20 protein-coding genes are annotated in these 20660 nt (G+C 74.3%); 12 read left to right on the top strand and 8 right to left on the bottom strand.

Annotated features, from left to right (window positions below; translation table 11 throughout):
* Positions 1–42: 42 nt before the first annotated feature.
* On the top strand, positions 43–1233 hold the full coding sequence (locus tag ACSTA4_RS08425) for an acyl-CoA dehydrogenase family protein (RefSeq protein WP_248774153.1): 1191 nt from the start codon (positions 43–45) through the stop codon (positions 1231–1233).
* Positions 1234–1374: 141 nt separating this feature from the next.
* Complete coding sequence (locus tag ACSTA4_RS08420) at positions 1375–1842, top strand: nitroreductase/quinone reductase family protein (RefSeq protein WP_019607014.1); 468 nt, start codon at positions 1375–1377, stop codon at positions 1840–1842.
* A 133-nt stretch (positions 1843–1975) separates the two neighbouring features.
* On the opposite strand, the gene ACSTA4_RS08415 is transcribed toward ACSTA4_RS08420, so the two are convergent.
* The 6 genes from ACSTA4_RS08415 to ruvC all read right to left on the bottom strand — a co-directional run bounded on the left by ACSTA4_RS08415 (position 1976) and on the right by ruvC (position 8581).
* Entirely contained in the window at positions 1976–4153 is a 2178-nt protein-coding gene (locus ACSTA4_RS08415) for a RelA/SpoT family protein (RefSeq protein ID WP_276578075.1), read from the bottom strand.
* A gap of 588 nt (positions 4154–4741) precedes the next feature.
* Positions 4742–5296, bottom strand: coding sequence for an adenine phosphoribosyltransferase (locus ACSTA4_RS08410; protein ID WP_444963056.1), 555 nt, complete (start codon positions 5294–5296; stop codon positions 4742–4744).
* A 209-nt stretch (positions 5297–5505) separates the two neighbouring features.
* Entirely contained in the window at positions 5506–5871 is a 366-nt protein-coding gene (yajC, locus tag ACSTA4_RS08405) for a preprotein translocase subunit YajC (RefSeq protein WP_249351987.1), read from the bottom strand.
* A gap of 320 nt (positions 5872–6191) precedes the next feature.
* Complete coding sequence (gene ruvB, locus ACSTA4_RS08400) at positions 6192–7343, bottom strand: Holliday junction branch migration DNA helicase RuvB (protein ID WP_444963055.1); 1152 nt, start codon at positions 7341–7343, stop codon at positions 6192–6194.
* An 18-nt stretch (positions 7344–7361) separates the two neighbouring features.
* The gene (gene ruvA, locus ACSTA4_RS08395; protein WP_416024589.1) at positions 7362–7982 is read right to left on the bottom strand and encodes a Holliday junction branch migration protein RuvA; all 621 of its coding nucleotides are present in this window, start codon (positions 7980–7982) and stop codon (positions 7362–7364) included.
* A 50-nt stretch (positions 7983–8032) separates the two neighbouring features.
* Entirely contained in the window at positions 8033–8581 is a 549-nt protein-coding gene (ruvC, locus tag ACSTA4_RS08390; protein WP_212640868.1) for a crossover junction endodeoxyribonuclease RuvC, read from the bottom strand.
* Positions 8582–8879: 298 nt separating this feature from the next.
* Between ruvC and ACSTA4_RS08385 the strand changes: the two genes are divergently transcribed.
* The 4 genes from ACSTA4_RS08385 to ACSTA4_RS08370 all read left to right on the top strand — a co-directional run bounded on the left by ACSTA4_RS08385 (position 8880) and on the right by ACSTA4_RS08370 (position 13345).
* Positions 8880–9671, top strand: a complete 792-nt coding sequence (locus ACSTA4_RS08385) for an NrtR DNA-binding winged helix domain-containing protein (RefSeq protein ID WP_444963054.1) — start codon at positions 8880–8882, stop codon at positions 9669–9671.
* A 17-nt stretch (positions 9672–9688) separates the two neighbouring features.
* Complete coding sequence (locus ACSTA4_RS08380; protein ID WP_444963053.1) at positions 9689–10783, top strand: molecular chaperone DnaJ; 1095 nt, start codon at positions 9689–9691, stop codon at positions 10781–10783.
* Between the two features lie 91 nt (positions 10784–10874).
* Positions 10875–11870: a hypothetical protein gene (locus ACSTA4_RS08375; protein WP_444963052.1), complete on the top strand. Its 996-nt coding sequence runs from the start codon at positions 10875–10877 to the stop codon at positions 11868–11870.
* Positions 11867–13345, top strand: coding sequence for an adenylosuccinate synthetase (locus ACSTA4_RS08370; protein ID WP_444963051.1), 1479 nt, complete (start codon positions 11867–11869; stop codon positions 13343–13345). Before ACSTA4_RS08375 ends, ACSTA4_RS08370 begins: the two co-directional genes overlap by 4 nt.
* 232 nt (positions 13346–13577) lie before the next feature.
* Here ACSTA4_RS08370 and ACSTA4_RS08365 read toward each other — a convergent pair whose 3' ends face one another.
* Positions 13578–14087: a hypothetical protein gene (locus tag ACSTA4_RS08365; RefSeq protein WP_444963050.1), complete on the bottom strand. Its 510-nt coding sequence runs from the start codon at positions 14085–14087 to the stop codon at positions 13578–13580.
* Between the two features lie 144 nt (positions 14088–14231).
* Between ACSTA4_RS08365 and ACSTA4_RS08360 the strand changes: the two genes are divergently transcribed.
* Both ACSTA4_RS08360 and ACSTA4_RS08355 read left to right on the top strand, forming a co-directional pair.
* Entirely contained in the window at positions 14232–14657 is a 426-nt protein-coding gene (locus tag ACSTA4_RS08360; RefSeq protein ID WP_013151882.1) for a PPOX class F420-dependent oxidoreductase, read from the top strand.
* Between the two features lie 10 nt (positions 14658–14667).
* The gene (locus ACSTA4_RS08355) at positions 14668–14913 is read left to right on the top strand and encodes a hypothetical protein (RefSeq protein WP_444963049.1); all 246 of its coding nucleotides are present in this window, start codon (positions 14668–14670) and stop codon (positions 14911–14913) included.
* A 41-nt stretch (positions 14914–14954) separates the two neighbouring features.
* Here ACSTA4_RS08355 and ACSTA4_RS08350 read toward each other — a convergent pair whose 3' ends face one another.
* Positions 14955–15827, bottom strand: a complete 873-nt coding sequence (locus ACSTA4_RS08350; RefSeq protein ID WP_444963048.1) for a LysR family transcriptional regulator — start codon at positions 15825–15827, stop codon at positions 14955–14957.
* Positions 15828–15911: 84 nt separating this feature from the next.
* Between ACSTA4_RS08350 and ACSTA4_RS08345 the strand changes: the two genes are divergently transcribed.
* The 4 genes from ACSTA4_RS08345 (at position 15912) to ACSTA4_RS08330 (ending at position 20657) form a co-directional block, all read left to right on the top strand.
* The gene (locus ACSTA4_RS08345) at positions 15912–16808 is read left to right on the top strand and encodes an alpha/beta fold hydrolase (protein ID WP_444963047.1); all 897 of its coding nucleotides are present in this window, start codon (positions 15912–15914) and stop codon (positions 16806–16808) included.
* A 216-nt stretch (positions 16809–17024) separates the two neighbouring features.
* Positions 17025–18083 carry a tartrate dehydrogenase gene (locus ACSTA4_RS08340; RefSeq protein WP_416024573.1) on the top strand — a complete coding sequence of 353 codons (1059 nt, stop codon included), beginning with the start codon at positions 17025–17027 and terminating at the stop codon, positions 18081–18083.
* Between the two features lie 141 nt (positions 18084–18224).
* Positions 18225–19484 carry an NAD(P)/FAD-dependent oxidoreductase gene (locus tag ACSTA4_RS08335; RefSeq protein ID WP_444963046.1) on the top strand — a complete coding sequence of 420 codons (1260 nt, stop codon included), beginning with the start codon at positions 18225–18227 and terminating at the stop codon, positions 19482–19484.
* A gap of 300 nt (positions 19485–19784) precedes the next feature.
* Positions 19785–20657: an alpha/beta fold hydrolase gene (locus tag ACSTA4_RS08330; RefSeq protein WP_444963045.1), complete on the top strand. Its 873-nt coding sequence runs from the start codon at positions 19785–19787 to the stop codon at positions 20655–20657.
* Positions 20658–20660 lie beyond the last annotated feature (3 nt).

Raw genomic sequence — 20660 nt, 5'->3', positions numbered from 1 at the left:
ACGGCCGCACCGGCCGTCAGCACCACGAAGGGACACCCCACCATGAGCGACTCCCGCAAGCCCGCCGCCCCGGACCCGCACGACTTCCTGGCCGTGGACGCCGATCTGTCCGACACCGAGCGCGACGTCCGCGACGCCGTGCGCGACTTCGCCTCGCGCGAGCTGGCGCCGAACGTGGCCGAGTGGTTCGAGGCGGGCACCCTGCCCGACCCGCGCGGGCTGGCCAGGGCCTTCGGCTCCCTCGGGGTGCTGGGCATGCACCTGGAGGGGTACGGCTGCGGCGGCTCCAGCGCGGTCGCCTACGGTCTGGCCTGCCGCGAACTGGAGGCCGTGGACTCGGGCCTGCGCAGCTTCGTGTCGGTGCAGGGCTCGCTGGCGATGGCGGCCGTCCACAAGTTCGGCTCCGAGGAGCAGAAGCAGGAGTGGCTGCCGCGCATGGCCGCCGGTGAGGCGATCGGCTGCTTCGGACTGACCGAGCCCGACTCCGGTTCCGACCCGGGCTCGATGCGCACCCGCGCCCGCAGGGACGGGTCGGACTGGGTGCTCGACGGCACCAAGATGTGGATCACCAACGGGTCGGTCGCCGACGTGGCCGTGGTGTGGGCCGCCACCGAGGAGGGCGTGCTCGGGTTCGTGGTGCCCGCCGACACGCCCGGGTTCTCGGCCAACGTCATCCACCGCAAGCTGTCGCTGCGCGCGTCCATCACCTCCGAACTGGTGCTGGAGGGCGTGCGCCTGCCCGCCGACGCGGTGCTGCCGGAATCGCGCGGCCTGGGCTCGCCGCTGTCGTGCCTGAACGAGGCCCGCTACGGCATCGTGTGGGGCGCGGCCGGTGCCGCGCGCGCCTGCTACGAGGCGGCCCTGGAGTACGCGCTGAGCCGCGAGCAGTTCGGCCGGCCGATCGCCGGGTTCCAGCTGACCCAGCGCAAGCTCGCCGACATGGTGGTGGACGTCAACCAGGCGGCCATGACCGCGCTGCGGATCGGGCGCCTGAAGGACGAGGGCCGGTGCCACCACAACCACGTGAGCTTCGGCAAGCTCTCGTGCGTGGCCGCCGCCCAGCGGGTGGCCGCGGCGGCGCGTTCGGTGCACGGCGCCAACGGCATCACCCTGGAGTACCCGGTGATGCGGCACATGCTGAACCTGGAGACGGTCGCCACCTACGAGGGCACCGAGGAGATCCACGCGCTCAGCATCGGCCAGTCGGTGACGGGGATCTCGGCCTTCCGCTGAATCCCGCCCCCGGGGCCCGCTCTCCGGTCCGGGTCAGGGCCGGTCGGCGGTGGTCCGCCGCGGGGCGCGCGCCTCCCCCCGGTGCCGCCGGGCGCGCACAGCCACCAGAATGGGGAGCAGCCGAGCGAGGGAGTTGCCGAGATGGGGAACGAGCCGACGAAGCGGTTCGAGATGACGGGGCTGCGGCGGACCGCCAACGCCGTCGTCAGCGGCTTCGTCAAGTACGGGGTGTGCCTGCCCGAGTTGCACCTGCTCACCACGCGTGGGCGCAAGTCGGGCTTCCTGCGCACCATCCCGCTCAGTGTGCTGGACAGCGACCGCGGACGGTTCCTGGTCTCCCCCTACGGGGAGGTGGACTGGGTCCGCAACCTGCGTCAGGACGGCTTCGCGACGCTGCGCCAGGGCGGCTGGATCGAGCTGATCAGCGTGCGCGAACTGGGGGCCGCGGAGGCCGCCCCGCTGCTCAAGGAGTACCTGGACCACCCGCGCGCCGCCATGGTGGGCCTGTACTTCGAGACGCCGCCGGACGCCCCCGAGGAGGCGTTCGCGGCCGAGGCCGAACGCCACCCGGTGTTCGAGATCGTGCGCTCGACCACGATCCGCATCTGACGGCGCGCACGGGCTCCGGGCTCCCCACGCGGGCGTCCGGGGCCCGGCCGTGTCCGGTCCTGCCCGCGCGGCCCCGGACACGGGACCGCGGCGTTCCCCGTGCCCGCGGCCCCTCCCCCGCCGTCCGGCCGGGTCAGTTGCGGACGCGGAAGACGTCGTAGACGCCGTCCACGCCCCGCACCGCGCGCAGCACGCTGCCCAGGTGGGCGGGGTCGGCCATCTCGAAGGTGAAGCGGCTCTGCGCCACGCGGTCGCGGCTGGTCTGGACGGTCGCGGACAGGATGTTGACGTGCTGGTCGCTCAGCACCCGCGTGATGTCCGACAGCAGCCGGGACCGGTCCAGGGCCTCCACGTGCAGCGCCACCAGGAACATCGAGTCCTCGGTGGGCGACCACTCCACCTTGACCATGCGGTCGGTGTCCAGCGTCGCGGTGTTCACGCAGTCCCGGCGGTGCACCGACACCCCGTTGCCCCGGGTCACGAAGCCGACGATCTCGTCGCCCGGCACGGGGGTACAGCACTTGGACAGGCGCGCCCACACGTCGGCGTCACCCTCCACGACCACGCCCGGGTTGCCGTGCTGGCGCTGGCGGGTGGCCGCCTTGGTGGGCAGCGCCGACTCGGCGATGTCCTCGGTGTGGCTCTCCAGGCCGCCCATGGAGTCGACGAGCTTGCCGACCACGTGCTGGGCGCTGACCTGGCGCTCCCCCACGGCCGCGTACAGCGAGTCCACGTCCGGGTAGCGCAGGTCGCTGGCCAGGCCGATGATCGCCTCACCGCTGAACAGGCGCTTGACCGGAAGCTCCTGCTTGCGCATGACCTTGGCGATCTCGTCCTTGCCCTGCTCGATGGCGGCCTCGCGGCGCTCCTTGGTGAACCAGTGCCGGATCTTGTTGCGGGCCCGGGCGCTCTTGACGAAGTTCAGCCAGTCCCGACTGGGCCCGGCGTCGGGCGTCTTGGAGGTGAGGATCTCCACCGTCTCGCCGTTGTGCAGCTCGTTCTCCAACGGCACGAGGCGGCCGTTGATGCGGGCGCCCACGGTGCGGTGGCCGACCTCGGTGTGCACGGCGTAGGCGAAGTCCACGGCGGTGGCGCCCTGGGGCAGCGAGATGACGTCGCCGCCCGGGGTGAAGACGAACACCTCCTGCACCGACAGGTCGAAGCGCAGCGACTCCAGGAACTCGCCCGGGTCCTTGGTCTCCTGCTGCCAGTCGATGAGCTGGCGCAGCCACTGCATGTCGGAGCTGCCCCGGGGCTTGCTCTCGCCCCCGCTGCCCCGGTCCTCCTTGTACTTCCAGTGCGCGGCGATACCGTACTCGGCGCGCCGGTGCATCGCGCGCGTACGGATCTGGAGCTCGACCGGGTTGCCCGAGGGCCCTATGACCGTCGTGTGCAGCGACTGGTACATGTTGAACTTGGGCATCGCGATGTAGTCCTTGAACCGGCCGGGCACCGGGTTCCACCGCGCGTGGATGGTCCCCAGGGCCGCGTAGCAGTCGCGGACGCTGTCCACCAGGACCCGCACGGCGATGAGGTCGTAGATCTCGTCGAAGCCGCAGTTGCGGGCGATCATCTTCTGGTAGATCGAGTAGTAGTGCTTGGGCCGCCCGCGCACGGTGGCCTTGAGCTTGGACTCGCGCAGGTCGGCCGAGACCGCCTCGATGACCTCCTGGAGGTAGACGTCGCGGCGCGGGGCGCGCTCGGACACCAGGCGGGCGATCTCGTCGAAGCGCTTGGGGTAGAGGGTGGCGAAGGCCAGGTCCTCCAGCTCCCACTTGATGGTGTTCATGCCCAGCCGGTGGGCGAGGGGGGCGAAGATCTCCAGGGTCTCGCGGGCCTTCTTCTCCCGTTTGGCGCGGGAGGGCAGGTAGCGCAGGGTGCGCATGTTGTGCAGCCGGTCGCACAGCTTGATGACCAGCACGCGGATGTCGCGGGCCATGGCCATGACCATCTTGCGCACGGTCTCGGCCTGGGTGGCCTCGCCGTACTTGACCTTGTCGAGCTTGGTGACCCCGTCGACCAGCTCGGCGATCTCGTCGCCGAAGTCCGAGCGCAGCTCGCCCAGGGAGTAGTCGGTGTCCTCGACGGTGTCGTGCAGGAGGGCGGCGGCCAGGGTGGCCTCCTGCATACCCAGCTCGGCGAGGATCGTGGCGACGGCGAGGGGATGGGTGATGTAGGGGTCGCCGCTCTTGCGCTTCTGGTCGCGGTGGTGGTGGGCCGCGACCTCGTAGGCGCGCTCGACCAGCCGCACGTCCACCTTGGGATGGGTGGCCCGCACTGTCTTGATCAGTGGTTCGAGCACCGGGTTCATCGTCACTCCCCGCTGGGCGCCGAGTCGGGCGAGCCTTCTGCGTACTCGCACCGTGGAGGGCGTGGTGGAGGGGGACGGCTGCCGCGTGGCCCCCGCTCCGGAGACGTCGGAGGGCGCCGCTCCGTTCGCGGCGCCCTCCGGCCGGTCTCCCTGTGGACTTGTGGTGGCGCCCCGCGCGCCGGTGCCGTCCGCCTGCCCCTGGGGCGCGTTCGGCCGCGGTTCCTGGGAGGCGCCCCGCCGCGTCTCGTCCGTCGGTACCGCCCCGGTCGAAACCACTTCGCTTGGCATGCCTACCTCCCGCGGATCCGTCCGGTCGCGCGGGCGCCGTCAGCGCCGCCCGGCTCCACCGGTGCACGTGCGTGTCATCAGGGCCAGTCGTGACGTGGCCGCCGCGGTACCTCTCCCACCAGTCTAGTGGGGCCGTTCCCGTCGGGAACGGCCTCGGCCTCCCCGCTCCCGCCGCGCCCGGCGGCGGGTGTGACACTGGCCACCGGGGGTTCACCCCCGGTGGTGGAGTACGTCAACGATGACGGGCCGTCGCGCATTCCCCGTGGGGAGGGGCGTCGGCCGCGGCGCGGGTCGGCCGGATCAGACCGTGAGGAGGGTGTGCAGCTCCACGTCGGGCACCCTGTCCCGTCCCCGGAGCGCGGAGAGCTCCATCAGGACGGAGAATCCCACGACCGTACCACCCGCCTTGCGGACCAGGTCCACCGCGGCCCTGCCGGTGCCGCCGGTGGCGAGGACGTCGTCCACGATCAGCACACGGCTGCCCGGGGAGACCGCGTCGGCGTGGATCTCGACGGTCGCGGTGCCGTACTCCAGATCATAGGCCTGACCGATGGTTCGTGAGGGCAGTTTCCCGGCTTTGCGCGCGGGGACGAAGCCCGAGCCCAGCGCCATGGCGACCGGGGCGCCGAAGATGAACCCGCGCGCCTCCAGTCCGACCACGTGGTCCACCCCCGCGGAGCGGAAGGGCGCGGCGAGGCCCTCCACGGCGGCGGCGAAGGCCTCCCGGTGGTTGAGCAGCGGCGTGATGTCCTTGAACAGGACGCCGGGCTGCGGGAAGTCGGGAATGTCGCGGATGTGCGCCCGGATGAGCTCCGGGCTGGGGACGGGCGCCGCGGTGGCGGTGTCGTCGGGCATGTCGGGATGGGCCTTCTGCTGGGTTCTCGTGCTGTCGGGGCCGGGGCCCTCGCGGGAGTCGCGGCGGCGACCCGTGGTCCGGACGGCCGGACACGGCGGTACCGGCCCCCCGCGCGGGGGGCCGGTACCGGGGTCGGACGCGCGCGGGCCGTCCGCTCACCGCGCGGGGCGCGGAGCGGAGGCCCGAACCCCCGAGGAGGTGGGTACGTCTAGCCCTTGGGCTTGTCGTCGTCGCCGAAGTCGGGGCGGTCCTCCACAGGCGTGTCGTCGGCGGCCGGGGTGACGACCTCTCCGACACCGGCCTTGAGCATGCGGATGCGGGTCCCGGGCGCGATCTCCAGCAGGACGTCCTGCTCGTGGATCTCGACGACGGTGGCGAAGATGCCGGCCTTGGTCATCACCTCGACACCGGGGACCAGGGCGTTGTGCATCTGCGTCTCCTGCTGGCGGCGCTTCTGGGCCGGGCGCCAGAAGAGCAGCCAGAACACCAGGAGGATCAGCAGGAACGGGAACAGCATGCTGAAGAGCCCACCGGTGGGCTCTCCTTCGGCAGCGAGGTGGTAAAGGCCCTGCACGGGGGCGTCCTTCCTGACGTTTCGTCGTGTGGCCGACCGCTGTCGGATGGGACACCGCGACGGCCACCTTCTTCGCATCGGCACGAACCGCGTGGTCCGGGCCTGTCCGGCACGTACAACGCGCCAGAGGGCCGAGTCGTTCCACCGGTGTCGAACGACACGTACGGAGTCGTGCCCCGTATCGGCTGTTTCGTCCCAGCTTACGTGGCGTGGGTCACCGGTATCCCACCGGACGAGATCGGAGTGTTAACGGTTCGCCCCCGATCCGCGCGGCCGGAACCCATTGTGCCCGGACCGGGGCTCCGTGTCAGACGCACTGATCAGGGACTCGCCGTGCCGTTGTGACCCGCGTTGCCCGCGGGGGCGGAGTTGCCCGTGGTGCCGCCGCCGTTGGCCGCCGCCGCACCAAAGGCCGCGTCCGGCGGCGGGGTGAGCCCCATGTGCGCCCAGGCCTGCGGGGTGGCCACCCGGCCGCGCGGGGTGCGGGCCAGGAATCCGGAGCGGACCAGGAAGGGCTCGGCGACGGTCTCCACCGTCTCGGCCTCCTCCCCCACCGACACCGCCAGCGTGGACAGGCCGACCGGGCCGCCGCGGAACCTCCTCATGAGCACGTCGAGGATGGCCCGGTCCAGCCGGTCCATGCCCAGTTCGTCCACCTCGTAGAGGTCGAGGGCGGCGCGGGCGGTGTCCAGCGACAGCCGCCCGTCCCCGCGCACCTCGGCGTAGTCGCGCACCCGGCGCAGCAGCCGGTTGGCGATCCGGGGGGTGCCGCGCGAGCGCCCGGCGATCTCCACGGCGGCGTCCGCGTCCAGGGGCGCGCCGAGCAGGCCCGCCGAGCGCTGGAGGATCAGCTCCAGTTCACCGGGGGTGTAGAAGTCCATGTGCGCGGTGAACCCGAAGCGGTCGCGCAGGGGCGCGGGCAGCATGCCCGCGCGGGTGGTCGCCCCGACCAGGGTGAACGGCGCGATGTCCAGCGGGATGGCGGTGGCGCCGGGGCCCTTGCCGACCACGACGTCGACCCGGAAGTCCTCCATCGCGACGTAGAGCATCTCCTCGGCGGGACGTGCCATGCGGTGGATCTCGTCCAGGAAGAGCACCTCACCCTCCTGGAGGGTGGAGAGCACCGCGGCCAGGTCCCCGGAGCGCTCGATGGCCGGACCCGAGGTGATGCGCAGCGGGGCCCCCATCTCGGCGGCGATGATCATGGCCAGGGTGGTCTTGCCCAGGCCCGGGCCGCCGGACATGAGGATGTGATCGGGCGCCCGGTTGCGCCGCTTGGCGCTGTGCAGCACCAGGGAGAGCTGTTCGCGCACGCGTTCCTGGCCGACGAACTCGTCCAGCGCGCGGGGGCGCAGGGCGCCCTCGATCTGGCGCTCGTCCGTGCCCGCGTCGGGCGAGACCGCGTCGCGCTCGTAGGGCGGGGGCCCGACGGGGGCCGAGCCGCGGGGGTCTTCCTCGTGGAAGTCGTACACGGGGTTTCCTCCCTGTTCCTAGGCCCGGCTGAGCCTGCGCAGGGCGCTGCGCAGCAGGACGGCGACGTCGTCGGTGTGCTCGGCCTCGGTCGCCACGGCGGAGGCGGCGGCCTCGGCGTCCTTGGCCGACCAGCCGAGGTTGACCAGGCCGGAGACCACCTGTCCGCGCCAGGCGCCGTTGGGCTCGCTGCCGGACCCGGCGGCCTCGGCCCCGGGCAGGGTGCCGTCGGTGAGCACGGGCGCGTCGAGCTTGCCGCGCAGTTCCAGGACGATGCGCTGGGCGCCCTTCTTGCCGATGCCGGGCACGCGGGTGAGGGCGGTGGTGTCCTCGGTGGACACGGCGTGGCGCAGGCTGGAGGGGCTGTGGACCGAGAGCATGGCCAGGGCCAGGCGGGGGCCGACGCCGGAGGCGGTCTGGAGCTGCTCGAACAGGTGCTTCTCGTCGTCGTCGGCGAACCCGAACAGGGTCAGGGACTCCTCGCGCACGACGAGGCTGGTGGCCACGGTCCCGGTCTCGCCCACGTGCAGGCGCGAGAGCGCGGAGGGCGTGCACTGCACGGTCATGCCGACCCCGCCGACGTCGATGACGGCGGTGCCCGCGCCGCGTGCGGCCACCCGGCCGGTGAGGAACGCGATCATCTGGTGTGGGCACCGGGGACGGTGCCCCTCTCCTTCCTGGGGGCGGGGCGCTAGCGGCCGCGGGTGCGGCGGGCCAGCTCCACCTTGCGGGCGAAGTCCTGCTGGGCCTGGGCGACGCGGGCCTGGGCCCCGCCGCGCCAGATGTGGCAGATGGCCAGGGCGACGGCGTCGGCCGCGTCGGCGGGCTTGGGGGGTCCGTCGAGTCCGAGGATACGCGCCACCATCGTGCCGACCTGCGCCTTGTCGGCGCGGCCGTTGCCGGTGATGGCGGCCTTGGCCTCGCTGGGGGTGTGCATGGCCACGGGCAGGCCGCGGCGGGCGGCGCAGACCAGGGCGATACCGCTGGCCTGGGCGGTGCCCATGACGGTGCTGAGGTTGTGCTGGGCGAAGACGCGCTCGACGGCGACGGCGTCGGGCTGGTAGCGGTCCAGCCACTCCTCGATGCCGCGCTCGATGCCCACGAGCCGGTGGGGCAGGTCGGTGTCGGGGCTGGTGCGCACGGCGTCGGCGCCGAGCAGGGCGAGCGGTCGGCCGATGGCGCCCTCGACGGCGGCGACACCGCACCGGGTCAGCCCGGGGTCGATCCCCAACACGCGCACGCGCCTCACCCTTGTCCTCTCGAACGTCCGTTCGCCCACATGCTAGCGGCGGGCGACGACGTCCGCCTCCGGCCCGCCCGGGCGTGTCGACCCCCCGGGGGCACCCGCCGGGCCGGAGCCCGCCGCGGCCGCGGGCCGCCCCGTCGCGAGCGTAGCCGCCCGACCGGGCGCGGCCGCACGGCCCGGGTCCGCGCGCCGCCTTCGGTTTCCGGAGAAAAGGGATGGACGGAACACCGAGCGCGTGCTAAGTTGCTCTCAGATCGAGAAATACTCGACTTGAGAACAACTGGAGGCGCACGTGGCCGACCCGCGCAACGAGGAGGGCGAGAACCGGTTCCTCGCCGACTACGACCCCCACGCGTTCGCCCCGGCCGCGGTCACCGTCGACGTCGTCGCCCTCACCATCCGTTCGGGCGTGCCGCACGTGCTGCTGACGCGGCGCGCCGAGCACCCCCAGCGCGGCTGGTGGGCGCTGCCGGGCGGGTTCGTCCGGGCCCAGGACGGACCGGACGGCCCCGCCGACCCCGATCTGCCCGACGCCGCCCTGCGGGTGCTCTCGGAGAAGACCCTGCTGCCCACCGAACTGCACCTGGAGCAGCTGGGCACCTACGGCGCCCGGGACCGGGACCCGCGCATGCGCGTCTTCTCGGTCGCCTACGTCCTGCTGGCCCCCGACCTGCCCGATCCGCACACCGGCCGGGGCACCGAGGAGGCCGCCTGGATCCCCTGGCGCGACCTCGGCCACGGCGACGGCGCCCGCCCAGGACTCGACCTGGCCTTCGACCACGGCCGCCTCCTGGCCGACGCGGTCGAGCGCGCCCGCTCCAAGCTGGAGTACACCCCGCTGGCCACGGCCTTCCTGCCGCCCGCCTTCACCATCACGGCGCTGCGCGAAGTGTACGAGGCCGTGTGGGGCCAGTCCCTGCACGCGGCCAACTTCCACCGCAAGATCCTCGCCGCGCCCGGGTTCGTGGAGGACACCGGGGAACTCGCCGAGCGCGGCGGCGCGGGCGGCGGACGGCGCGCCCGGCTCTACCGCGCGGGCGGCGCCGCCCTGCTGCACCCTCCCCTGCTGCGGAGCACGCAGTGATACCCGAGAGGAGTCCGATGACGGCCACCGGCCCCGCCTTCGAGGACGCCGAGCGCCAGGTCGCCCTGGCGGGCGACCCCGTGGAGCTGTTCGGCCCGCTGCCCGAGGGCGGCGGCGTGCCCCCGGCGGCCACGGCCCGCCACCGCGAACTGGCCCGCGCGCTGCACCCCGACACGGCGCCGCCCGGCAGCGGCACCGGCCCCTTCACCCGGCTCTCGCGGCTGTGGGACCTGTACCGGGCGATGGCCGCGGGCGACCTGCGCCTGGACGACCTCACCCTGGCCACCGGCGCGCACACCTACCGGGTCGGCCGGGAGCGGCTGGCCCACGGCGACGTCGCCGACCTGCACCCGGTGCGCTACCGGGCGCCGGAGTGGCGCGACGCGGTGCTCAAACTGCCCCGCGCACCCCGCGACAACGACCTGCTGGAGGCCGAGGCGACCGCGCTGCGCCGTATCCGGGAGCACGGCCACGAGCGCTACCGGGCCTTCGTCCCCGAACTGGTGGAGTCCTTCAAACACCGCGACGCCGCCACCGGAGTGGAGCGGCGGGCCAACGTCCTGGGACGGCTGCACGGCTTCCACACGCTGGCCGAGGTGCGCCGCGCCCACCCCGACGGCGTCGACCCGCGCGACGCGGCGTGGATGTGGCGGCGGCTGCTGGTCGCCGTCGGCAACGCCGCCCTGGCGGGGGTGGTGCACGGCGCGGTCGTGCCCGAGCACGTGATGATCCACCCGGCCGATCACGGCCTGGTCCTGGTCGACTGGTGCTACTCGGTGACGGCGCACGCCCCGCGCACCGCGCCGCACGTCCCGGCGATGGTGCCCGGCCGCGCGGACTTCTACCCGCCCGAGGTGGCCGCGCGCCGCCCCGCGCTCGCCCAGACCGACATCCACATGGCGACCCGGTGCGTGGAGTACGTCACCGCGGGCCGCCTGCCCCCGCAGCTGCGGTCCTTCGCGCGCGGCTGCACCCTGCCCGCCCCCGAGCGGCGGCCCCGCGACGGGTTCGCCCTGCTCCGCGAACTGGACGACGTGCTGGAACGCCTCTACGGGCCGCGCCGGTTCCGCCCCTTCACCATGCCGGACCCGGCACCGGCCGCCGGGGCCTGAGAACCCCCTCCCCCGACCACCGTCCCCCTCACGAACCCCGCCCCCGACCCCGGCGGCCCGATCCGCCCACCCCCGTTCCAAGGAGAACCCCATGGGAAGCAGCCACTGGTCCACCGACGCCTACCACGCGCGTCAGGCCTACAACTCCTCCGTCGGCTCCAGCAGCTTCGGCTACACCGACGACGTGCTCGCCTCGACCCCGCGCAGCGCCTGGCGGGTCCACGACAGCCTCGACCCCCACGGGGTGGGCGTGCGCGAGAGCCGCGACTCCGCCGAACACCCCGAGTCGCTGGCCATCTCGGTGCTCTTCGACGTCACCGGGTCCATGCGCAACGTGCCGCGCGTACTCCAGACCAAGCTGCCCGACCTGTTCGGCCTGCTGCTGCGCAAGGGGTACGTGCGGGACCCGCAGATCCTCTTCGGCGCGATCGGCGACGCCACGTGCGACCGGGCCCCGCTCCAGGTGGGGCAGTTCGAGTCCGGCAACGAACTGGAGGACGACCTGGGCAACATCCTGCTGGAGGGCGGCGGTGGCGGCCAGGTGATGGAGTCCTACGAGCTGGCCATGTACTTCATGGCCCGGCACACCTCCATGGACTGCCTGGAGAAGCGCGGACGGCGCGGCCACCTCTTCATCATCGGAGACGAGATGGCCTACGGGGCGGTCAAGGCGCGGGAGGTGCGCGAGGTGATCGGCGACGACATCACCGAGGACATCCCGTTCCCACGGATCCTGGCCGAGCTGCGGCGCAGCTTCGAGGTGTACTTCATCATGCCGACCGGCAGCGGGCACTTCCACAACGACAAGGTGCGCGGCTTCTGGGACACCCAACTGGGCCAGAACGTCATCTACCTGGATGACCTCGACGCGGTGTCGGAGACCATCGCGGTCACCGTCGGACTCGCCGAGGAGGCCATCGACCTGGAGAAGGGCCTGGCCGACCTGGCCGAGGCGGGCTCGGACGCGGGCGAGGCGGTGGGCAGGGCGCTGCGGACGCTGTCCGAGAGCCGCGGCTCCGTGGTCGTGGCCGACAGCCCGACCGGGCTCGGCGGCCCGGCCGAAGCGGGCGGGGTGGGCCGGCTGTGACCGGCGCGACCGCCCCGTGGGCCGACGGGAGCGCCGTCGTCGTCGACCTGGGGTTCGGCGACGCGGGCAAGGGCGTGACGGTCGACCTGCTGTGCGCGCGGCGGCGCTTCGGCGCCGTCGTGCGCGCCAACGGGGGCGCCCAGGCCGCGCACAACGTGGTGACCCCCGACGGCCGCCACCACACGTTCGCCCAGTTCGGCGCGGGCACGCTGGCCCCCGGCGGCCCGGTGCCCACGCACCTGTCGCGGTGGATGGTGGTGGACCCCTTCGCCCTGGCCGCCGAGGCCGGGCACCTGGCCTCGCTCGGCGTGCCCGACCCGTTCGCGCTGGTCACCGTGGACCGCGGGGCGCTGATCAGCACGCCGTGGCACCGGGCGGCCAACCGGGCGCGGGAGCGGGCCCGGGGCGAGGACCGGCACGGCTCGTGCGGGATGGGGGTGGGCGAGACCGTGGCCTACGCCCTGGCCCGCCCGGATGACGCGCCGACCGCCGGTGACTGCGCGCGGCCGGACACGCTGCGCCGCAAGCTGCGCCGCCTGGCCGACCACCTGCACGCGGTGCGCCGCTCCCTGGAGCCCCCGGGCGCGGGCCCCGGCCCCGGCGCCGGGCACACGGCGGCCGGAACCGGGCCGTCGGCGGCCTCCGGCACGGTGGCAGGGTCCGGCGCGGCCCCGAACCGCGGTGCCGGGGCCCGGCCCGACCCCGAGCCGGACGTCGAGGAGTGCGTGGAGGCCTACCTGGCCTTCGCGCGGCGGGTGCGGCTGGTGGACGAGGACCACCTGCCCCGGCTGCTCGCTCGCTCCCCCGTGGTGTTCGAGGGGGCGCAGGGGGTGCTTCTGGACGAGTGGCACGGGTTCCACCCGTACACCACCTGGTCCACGACGACCACCGCGAACCCGCTCGCGCTCCTGGCCGAGGCCGGGCGCCCCGGCGACGCCCGCCGGATCGGTGTGGTGCGCACCTACACCACCCGGCACGGCGCGGGCCCGCTCGTGGCCGAGGACCCGGAACTGGGCGCGCTGCTGGCCGAGGCGCACAACGGCACGCACCCGTGGCAGGGAGAGTTCCGGGTCGGGCACTTCGACGCGGTGGCGCACCGGTACGCGCTCGCCGCCACCGGCGGGGTGGACTCGCTGGTGGTCACGCACGCCGACGCCCCCGCGCGGGCGGGAGGGAGGCTGCGCTGGTGCACCGGCTACACCGCGCCGGACGGGTCGAGCCTGGAACCGGTTCCCGCACCGGCCCCGGCGCCCAGCGGGCCAGGCGCCGCCGTGACGGGCGCGGCGCTGAGGGACGCCGCGGCGCGCCTGGACCGGCAGGAGCGCCTGGCCCGCGCCCTGCTGGAGGCGCGGCCCGTGCTCGCCCCCGCACCCGACTCCCCCGCCGAGGCCGTCGGCGAGGAGCTGGGGCTGCCCCTGGAGGCGGTGTTCTCGGGTCCGACCCGCGCCGACGCCCGCGTTCCGTCACGTGTCTGACCGACCGGCGAGGTCCGCTCCGGCGGGCGGCGGCACCGGGGAGACCTCCCGGTGCGCTCCTTCGTCGCCGTCCGGTCCACCGGCGGACGGCGGTACCGGGGAGGGCCCGGGCCCGTCGCACCGTCCCCGCCCGACCCGCGGCCCGGCTCCGGCGGGGTCCGCGTGCCGAGCGGTGCGGGCAGCGCGCCCGACCGTCTCGTGGCGCGACCCCGGTCGCGCCGTCCCGCACGCCTCAGACGACGGTCAGGTGGTAGGTGGTGTCCACCCGGAAGCCCTGCCCGTCGTCCGCCCTGATCTCCAGCACGTACCCGCCGGGGCTCAGGGGCGAGACCGCGCCCCACAGCCCCCAGCTGTGCCGACGGACCCACAGGGGGCTGCGGAACACCCCCTGGAACTCCTCCAGCGGCAGCGCGACACCGTTGAGGTGCGCGTCGGCCCGCGCGACCGGCATGGCCATCGGCTCCCTGGAGTACTCGAAGGGGAACTGCATGTTGAACACCGGGAAGAACAGGGGGCGTCCCGTGGGCACCTCGCACCGGCGCACGACCCTGCCCCCGTAGGTACCGGCGAGGAACCACAGGTCGTCCGGCTGGTTGCGGGCCGCGTGCTCGCCGGTGGCGTCCCGGACCGGGTCGCACCCCTCCGGCGCCGACCACACCCACTTCCACCAGCGCGCCGAGAGCGCGACGCCCTCGCGGGCACCGATCCGCCACGTCCCGTCGTCCGGCACGACCCCGTCCATGGCACCACTCCCCCGTGTCCGACCGCCCTCGGCGGACGCCCGTGTTGCGCGGATCGTACCGATACGCGGGGGCGCGCCGACACGCGGGCACCCCGGTGCCCCTTCCTCCCGGAGGGATCGGAACCCGCCCACTAGCGTGGGCCCGTGACTTCTCTCTCCGACCCCCGGGTCCGCGACTTCCTGCTCCAGGGCACCCGCACCGGCATGCTCGCCTACACCGCCTCGGACGGACGGCCGCTGGCCGCGCCGGTGTGGTTCGTCGTCGAGGACGGCGACATCGTCTTCAACACCGGCGCCTCCACCGCGAAGGGCCGGTCCATCGCGCGCGACCCCAGGGTGGCGCTCACCGTGGACCTTCCCGAACCGCCGTACGCCTTCGTGCAGGTGCAGGGAGAGGCCGTCGTCTCCGAGGACCCCGACGAGCTGGTGCGCACCGCCACCGCGATCGCCCGCCGCTACATGGGGCCCGAGCGGGCCGAGGAGTTCGGGCGGCGCAACGGCGTGCCCGGCGAACTCGCGGTGCGGCTGCGCCCGACCAGGGTGGTCTCCGCCTTCGACATGGTCGGCTGAGCGCCCGCCCGTGAACATCCCCGGGGACGCGACCCTGTTCGTCTACAACGATGACGAGAAGAAGCTGTACTACAGCATCAGGCCGAACAGCGCGGGTGACCGGGGCTTCATCACCGACTGCGAGTCCCTGGACCACGCGGTGGCGGTACTGCGCCGACACGGTTTCGGGGTCACCGCGTCGGATTTCGGCCCGGGCAGACCCAACCCGTCGGACCCCGAAGAGCTGATCAGCCCGAACCACCGGTGGGGGCGTTGATCCCGGGTCCGTCCAGCGGTCCCGGGCCCGCCCCTGCGGGTTCAGCCCACCGCGTGGGCCACGAACGCCTCCGCCGCCGCGGTGAGCGGTCCCCTCCTGCTGACCAGGGACACGTGCAGGTGGCCGGTGGGCTCCAGGTCCAGCACCAGCGCCCCGGCCCGCTCGGCCAGGTCCCGCCAGGCGTCGGTGACCACCGCGACCCCGGCCCCGCCCAGCACCAGCGGCAGGAGGGACACCCGGTGCTCGCTCTCCACGGCGACCCGGGCTTCCAGGCCGTCCGCGACCAGTTCGTCGACGAACCGGCGCATGCCCGAGCCGTGCTGGCCCACGATGAGCCTCTGCCCCTCCAGGCGCTCGGCGCGCACGGGCTCCCCCGCGGCGAAGGGCCCGTCGGGCGGGGCGAGCAGCACGAAGCTCTGGCGCGCCAGCGGATGGGCCCGCACCCCCGCCCCCGCGAACGGCTCGGAGGTGGCCACCACGCCGAGTTCGCAGGCGCCGGTGCGCACCATCTCGACGGCGTCGCGCGTGGTCAGCGCGCTCCGGACCGACACCGACACCTCCGGATGGCGCCGGGTGAAGCCCGCCACCAGGCCGGTCAGCGGCTCGATCGCCTGGGTGGGCAGCACTGCCACGTCCACCCGTCCACCGCGTAGTTCCCGAACCGACTCGACCGCCGAGCGGGCCAGGTCCAGGGCGCGCACCGCCTCGCGGGCGGGCTCGATCAGCGCGCGTCCCGCCTCGGTCAGCACCACGCGGCGGCCGATGCGGTGGAAGAGGTCGCTGCCCAGGTCGCGTTCCAGGGCCCGGACCGCCTGGGACAGGGACGGCTGGGAAAGGTACAGGGCCGAGGCCGCCCGGTTCACCCCGCCGTGGTCGACCACGGCCAGGAAGTACTCCAGCTGCCGGACGTCCACCGATCCTCCTTATAGGCCGGACCTATCAACGATATCGACAGCCCGTCTTGGACGCCCGCGCCCCCGGCCTGCTGGAATCCACCTATGAGCGACCTCCTCCCCTCCGGGTTCGCCCGCCGCACCGTGGACGCCGGGGGCGTGCGCGTCAACGTCCGCATGGGCGGGGACGGCCCCCCGCTCCTGCTGCTGCACGGCTACCCTCAGACACACCTGATCTGGCACCGCGTCGCACCGCTCCTGGCGGACCGGTTCACGCTGGTCATGACCGACCTGCGCGGCTACGGGGACAGCGACAAGCCCGCCTCCGACGAGCGGCACGCACCCTACGCCAAGCGGGCCATGGCGCGGGACCAGTACCTCGTCATGCGCGAACTGGGCTTCGACTCCTTCGCCGTGGCGGGCCACGACCGCGGCGGCCGGGTCGGCCACCGCCTCGCCCTGGACCACCCGGAGGCGGTCACGGCGCTGTGCGCGCTGGACATCGTGCCGACCCGGTACGCCTTCGAGCACGCCGACGCCGAGTTCGCCCTCGGGTACCACCACTGGTTCTTCCTGGCGGCGGGCGACGGCATCCCCGAGCACCTCATCGGGCAGGACCCGGGCTTCTGGGTCCGCACCCGCATGAACGCCCGCCACCGCGGCGGCACCCCCTTCGCGCCCGCCGCCGTGGACGAGTACGTGCGCTGCTTCAGCGACCCGGCCGCGATCCACGCCTCCTGCGAGGACTACCGGGCGGCGGCCTCCGTCGACCTGGAGCACGACCGGGCCGACGCCGGGCGCCTCCTGGAGTGCCCGGTCCTGCTGCTGTGGGGGCGGCACAGCTTCGTGGGCCGCCACTACGACGTGCCGGACGCCTGGAGCGGGTACGCCCGCGACGTGCGCGGCCACGCGCTGGACTGCGACCACTACGTGCCCGAGGAGGCGCCCGAGGCCACGGCACGGCACCTGCGCGCGTTCCTGGGCGGGGACCCCGCGCCCTGAGCACGCCCCCGCGGGCCGGGCGCGGCCGCCGCGTCCCGGCCACGGGTTCGCCGCGCCCCGAACCCGGTTCCCGCGCCCCTCTCCCCGGCCGGTCCCCGGGCCCTCCCCCGCCGCTCCCGATCCCGGTGGGGCGGACCGGCCCCGCCGGGACGAAAAGGGCCCCGTCGGGCCCGAACGCCCCAGAACACCCCGCACACCCCACGGAAGGACACCGCCATGAAGCACTACCGCGTCGCCACGATCCCCGGTGACGGCATCGGCAAGGAGGTCCTGCCGCCCGCCAGGGCCGTCCTGGACCGGATCGGCGCCCACCACGCACTCTCCTTCTCCTACGACGAGTTCGACTGGTCCTGCGCGCGCTACCTGGCCGAGGGCGCCATGATGCCCGACGACGGCCTGGACCGGATCCGCCACCACGACGCCGTCCTGCTGGGCGCCGTGGGCTGGCCCGGCGTCCCCGACCACGTGTCGCTGTGGGGGCTGCTCATCCCCATCCGCCGCGGCTTCCACCAGTACGTCAACCTGCGGCCGATCAGCGTCCTGGAGGGGGTGCCCAGCCCGGTCGCGCGGGCGCTGCCCGGCGAGGTCGACTTCGTGGTCGTGCGCGAGAACAACGAGGGCGAGTACTCGCGCGTGGGCGGACGGATCCACGAGGGCACCCCGTACGAGGCGGCCCTCCAGGAGTCGGTGTTCACCCGCAGGGGCGTGGAACGGGTGCTCGACCACGCCTTCGCCCTGGCCGGGCGGCGCGGCGGCAGGCTGACCTCGGCCACCAAGTCCAACGGCATCGTGCACACCATGCCGTTCTGGGACGAGCTGGTGGCCGAACGCGCGGCGCGCCACCCGGAGGTGGCCTGGGAGCAGGAGCACATCGACGCCCTGGCCGCCAAGATCGTCCTGGACCCGGCGCGGTTCGACGTCATCGTGGGCTCGAACCTGTTCGGCGACATCCTCAGCGATCTGGCCGCGGCCGTGGCTGGCGGTATCGGGGTGGCGCCGTCGGCCAACCTCAACCCCGAGCGCGAGTACCCGTCGATGTTCGAGCCGGTGCACGGCTCGGCGCCCGACATCGCGGGCAAGGGGCTGGCCAACCCGCTGGGGGCCATCTGGTCGGCGTCGATGATGCTCGACCACCTGGGCCACCCGGAGGCGGGCGCGCAGGTCATGGACGCGGTCCGCGCCGTGCTGGCCTCCTCCCCCGTGCGCACGGCCGACCTGGGCGGCAGCGCGGGCACGGACGAGTTCACCGCCGAGGTGCTCTCCCGCCTGCCCTGACCCGGACGCGGGCCCCGCCGTCCCCTTGTCCGAACAGCACAGGAACCCCGTATCCGATTGTCGTCCCCGGACAAGGCCCCCACGACGGAAAGCGAGCATGGTGGGGACCGACGGACACGGTGAACAGGGGGAACAGGGGCGATGGCGGACGTGGGGCGTGTCGGCGGGGTCCAGCACGTGCTGGTCGTGGGCGCGGGGGTGGTCGGCCTGTCGACGGCCTGGTTCCTCCAGGAGCGCGGCGTCCGCGTCACCGTCGTAGACCGGGACGGGGTCTGCTCCGGGGCCTCGTGGGGTAACGCCGGATGGCTCTCGCCGGGCCTGGCCATCCCCCTGAACGAGCCGGGCGTGCTGCGTTACGGCCTGCGCTCCCTGCTCGACCGCGACGCGCCCCTGTCGGTTCCGCTGTCGCCCTCGCCGGACCTGTGGCTGTTCCTGGCCCGCTTCGCCGCGCACTGCCGCTGGGACGCCTGGGAGAGGGCCGTACGCGCCAACCTGCCCCTCAACACCGGGGCCTTGGACGCCTTCGACGCCCTGGCCAAGGGCGGCGTGGAGACCACCGAGGTCCGCGCGCCCGTCACCGCGCTGTTCCGCTCCCCGCGTTCGGCCGTCGCGCTCCTGCGCGAGCTGGACCGGATCGCGGCCTCGGGGCTGGACGTGGACCACACCGCCCTCACCGGAGCGGCGGTCCGCGAGGTCCTCCCCCACGCCTCGGGGGCCGTGGGGGCGGCGGTGCGCCTGGACGGACAGCGCCACGTGGACCCCGGCACCCTCGTCCGCAACCTGGCGGCCTCGGTGCGCGAGCGCGGCGGTCGGGTGCGCACCGGGTTCGAGGCGGTCGGCGTCCACCGGGAGGGCGGCGCGGTCGTCACCGTCTCCGGCGACGGCGAACGGCTGCGCTCGGACGCGGTCGCGGTGTGCACGGGCGCCTGGTTCGACCGGCTGGCCGCCGAGCACGGCGTGCGCGCCCGGGTCCGCGCCGGGAGGGGTTACTCCTTCACCGTCCCCACCGACGAGCCGGTGCCCGGCCCCGTCTACCTGCCGGAGGCCCGCGTGGCGTGCACCCCCTACCAGGGGGCGCTGAGGGTCGCCGGAACGATGGAGTTCCGCGGCCCCGACGACGCGCTCGTCCCGCGGCGGATCGAGGCCATCGAGCGCTCGGCCGACCCCTACCTCCGGGGGGTGCGCTGGCAGGAGCGCACCGACGCCTGGGTGGGCCCCAGGCCGGTCACCTCCGACGGTGTGCCCCTGGTGGGGGCCACCCGCACCCCCGGCGTATTCGTCGCGGGCGGCCACGGCATGTGGGGGCTCACGCACGGCCCGGTCACCGGCGACCTCCTGGCCGAGCAGATCGCGACCGGCGTCCGCCCGGGCGCGCTGGAGGCGCTCGACCCGCTGCGCTGAGGGCTCCTACCGCCGGCGCCGGTGTCCCCGAGGGGCACCGGCCCTTGCGTGCGGGAACCCCGAACACGGAGCCGGTGGGCGGACCCACCCGCCCACCGGCTCCCGCTCGCGCGGGGTCCGACCTCGCGCAGAGGCGGTCGTGCCGTACGAGCGCCCAGCCCTTGGGCGCGGGATTCCTGTTCAGGCGTCTGCGACCAAGGCGTCGACGAAGGCGCCCCTCCTCGCGCACGTGGTTCCCGCGCGCCCCGCCCCGCGTCCCGGCTCCAGAGCGGGGACGTCCCTGCCACGAGAAGGTGAACGATGTCCACGCTGTCCCTCACCCGGATCTACCGGTCCGACGCCGGTGAGATCGCGGTGCGCTCCTGGTGCGAGCGCGCACTGGGCGGGGCCCGCGACCTGCGGTCGCCGGGGGCGGTGACCGCCGCCGGGCGCGCGACGCGGGTGCACGTCCTGCCGGGCGGACCGGGGACCCCCGTCCTGCTGCTGTCCGGGGCCCTCCTGGGGTCGGCGAACCTGGTCGCGACCGCGCGGGTACTGCGCGCCGACCGGACCGTGCTCCTGGCCGACCTGCCCGGACATCCGGGCACGAGCGACTCCCGGCGCCCCCTGCTCGGCCGGGCGGACGCCTACGGCGCCTGGCTGGACGCGCTGTTACCCCAGGTCACCTCCGAACCGGTGATCCTGCTCGGGCACTCCACGGGCGCCGCGGCCGCCCTGGCGGCGATGCCCTCGCCGCTGGTGGCGGGGCTCGTGCTGGTCGGTCCGGCGGGCCTGGCCGCCCCCGTCATGGACGGGGAGAGGCTGCGCGCCACGTTCTCCTGGCGGCTCTCACCGGGCGAGCGGACCAGTTCGCGGCTCCTGGGCCTGCTCAGCGGGCCCGTCGCCGCGGGCGGCGCGACCCACCCGCTCACGGAGTGGGCGACCCTGGTCGCACGGCACTGCCGCCCCAGCCCGGTCCCGGGCATACTGCGGGGCGAGGACTTCCGGGACTGGTCGGGCACGCCCGTCACGGTGGCCACCGGAGCCCACGACCGCGTCTTCACACCCTCGCTGCTGCGCGGAGCGGTGCGCAGACTGCTGGGCACCGACGTGCGCACGATCGCGAGCGCGGGCCACCTCGCACTCCACGAGGCGCCCGCGCGCGTTCGCGACCTGCTGCGGGAGGTCGCCTGACCG

Source organism: Nocardiopsis sp. M1B1, assembly GCF_052466615.1.
The sequence above is the reverse complement of the archived record's forward strand: the minus strand, read 5'-3'. Positions and strand labels throughout refer to the sequence as shown.

Coding starts and splice junctions, on each gene's coding strand:
- ACSTA4_RS08425 (WP_248774153.1), top strand. CDS start 43: ATGAGCGACTCCCGCAAGCCCGCCGCCCCGGACCCGCACGACTTCCTG.
- ACSTA4_RS08420 (WP_019607014.1), top strand. CDS start 1,375: ATGGGGAACGAGCCGACGAAGCGGTTCGAGATGACGGGGCTGCGGCGG.
- ACSTA4_RS08415 (WP_276578075.1), bottom strand. CDS start 4,153: ATGAACCCGGTGCTCGAACCACTGATCAAGACAGTGCGGGCCACCCAT.
- ACSTA4_RS08410 (WP_444963056.1), bottom strand. CDS start 5,296: ATGCCCGACGACACCGCCACCGCGGCGCCCGTCCCCAGCCCGGAGCTC.
- ruvA (WP_416024589.1), bottom strand. CDS start 7,982: ATGATCGCGTTCCTCACCGGCCGGGTGGCCGCACGCGGCGCGGGCACC.
- ACSTA4_RS08380 (WP_444963053.1), top strand. CDS start 9,689: ATGACGGCCACCGGCCCCGCCTTCGAGGACGCCGAGCGCCAGGTCGCC.
- ACSTA4_RS08375 (WP_444963052.1), top strand. CDS start 10,875: ATGGGAAGCAGCCACTGGTCCACCGACGCCTACCACGCGCGTCAGGCC.
- ACSTA4_RS08365 (WP_444963050.1), bottom strand. CDS start 14,087: ATGGACGGGGTCGTGCCGGACGACGGGACGTGGCGGATCGGTGCCCGC.
- ACSTA4_RS08345 (WP_444963047.1), top strand. CDS start 15,912: ATGAGCGACCTCCTCCCCTCCGGGTTCGCCCGCCGCACCGTGGACGCC.
- ACSTA4_RS08340 (WP_416024573.1), top strand. CDS start 17,025: ATGAAGCACTACCGCGTCGCCACGATCCCCGGTGACGGCATCGGCAAG.
- ACSTA4_RS08335 (WP_444963046.1), top strand. CDS start 18,225: ATGGCGGACGTGGGGCGTGTCGGCGGGGTCCAGCACGTGCTGGTCGTG.
- ACSTA4_RS08330 (WP_444963045.1), top strand. CDS start 19,785: ATGTCCACGCTGTCCCTCACCCGGATCTACCGGTCCGACGCCGGTGAG.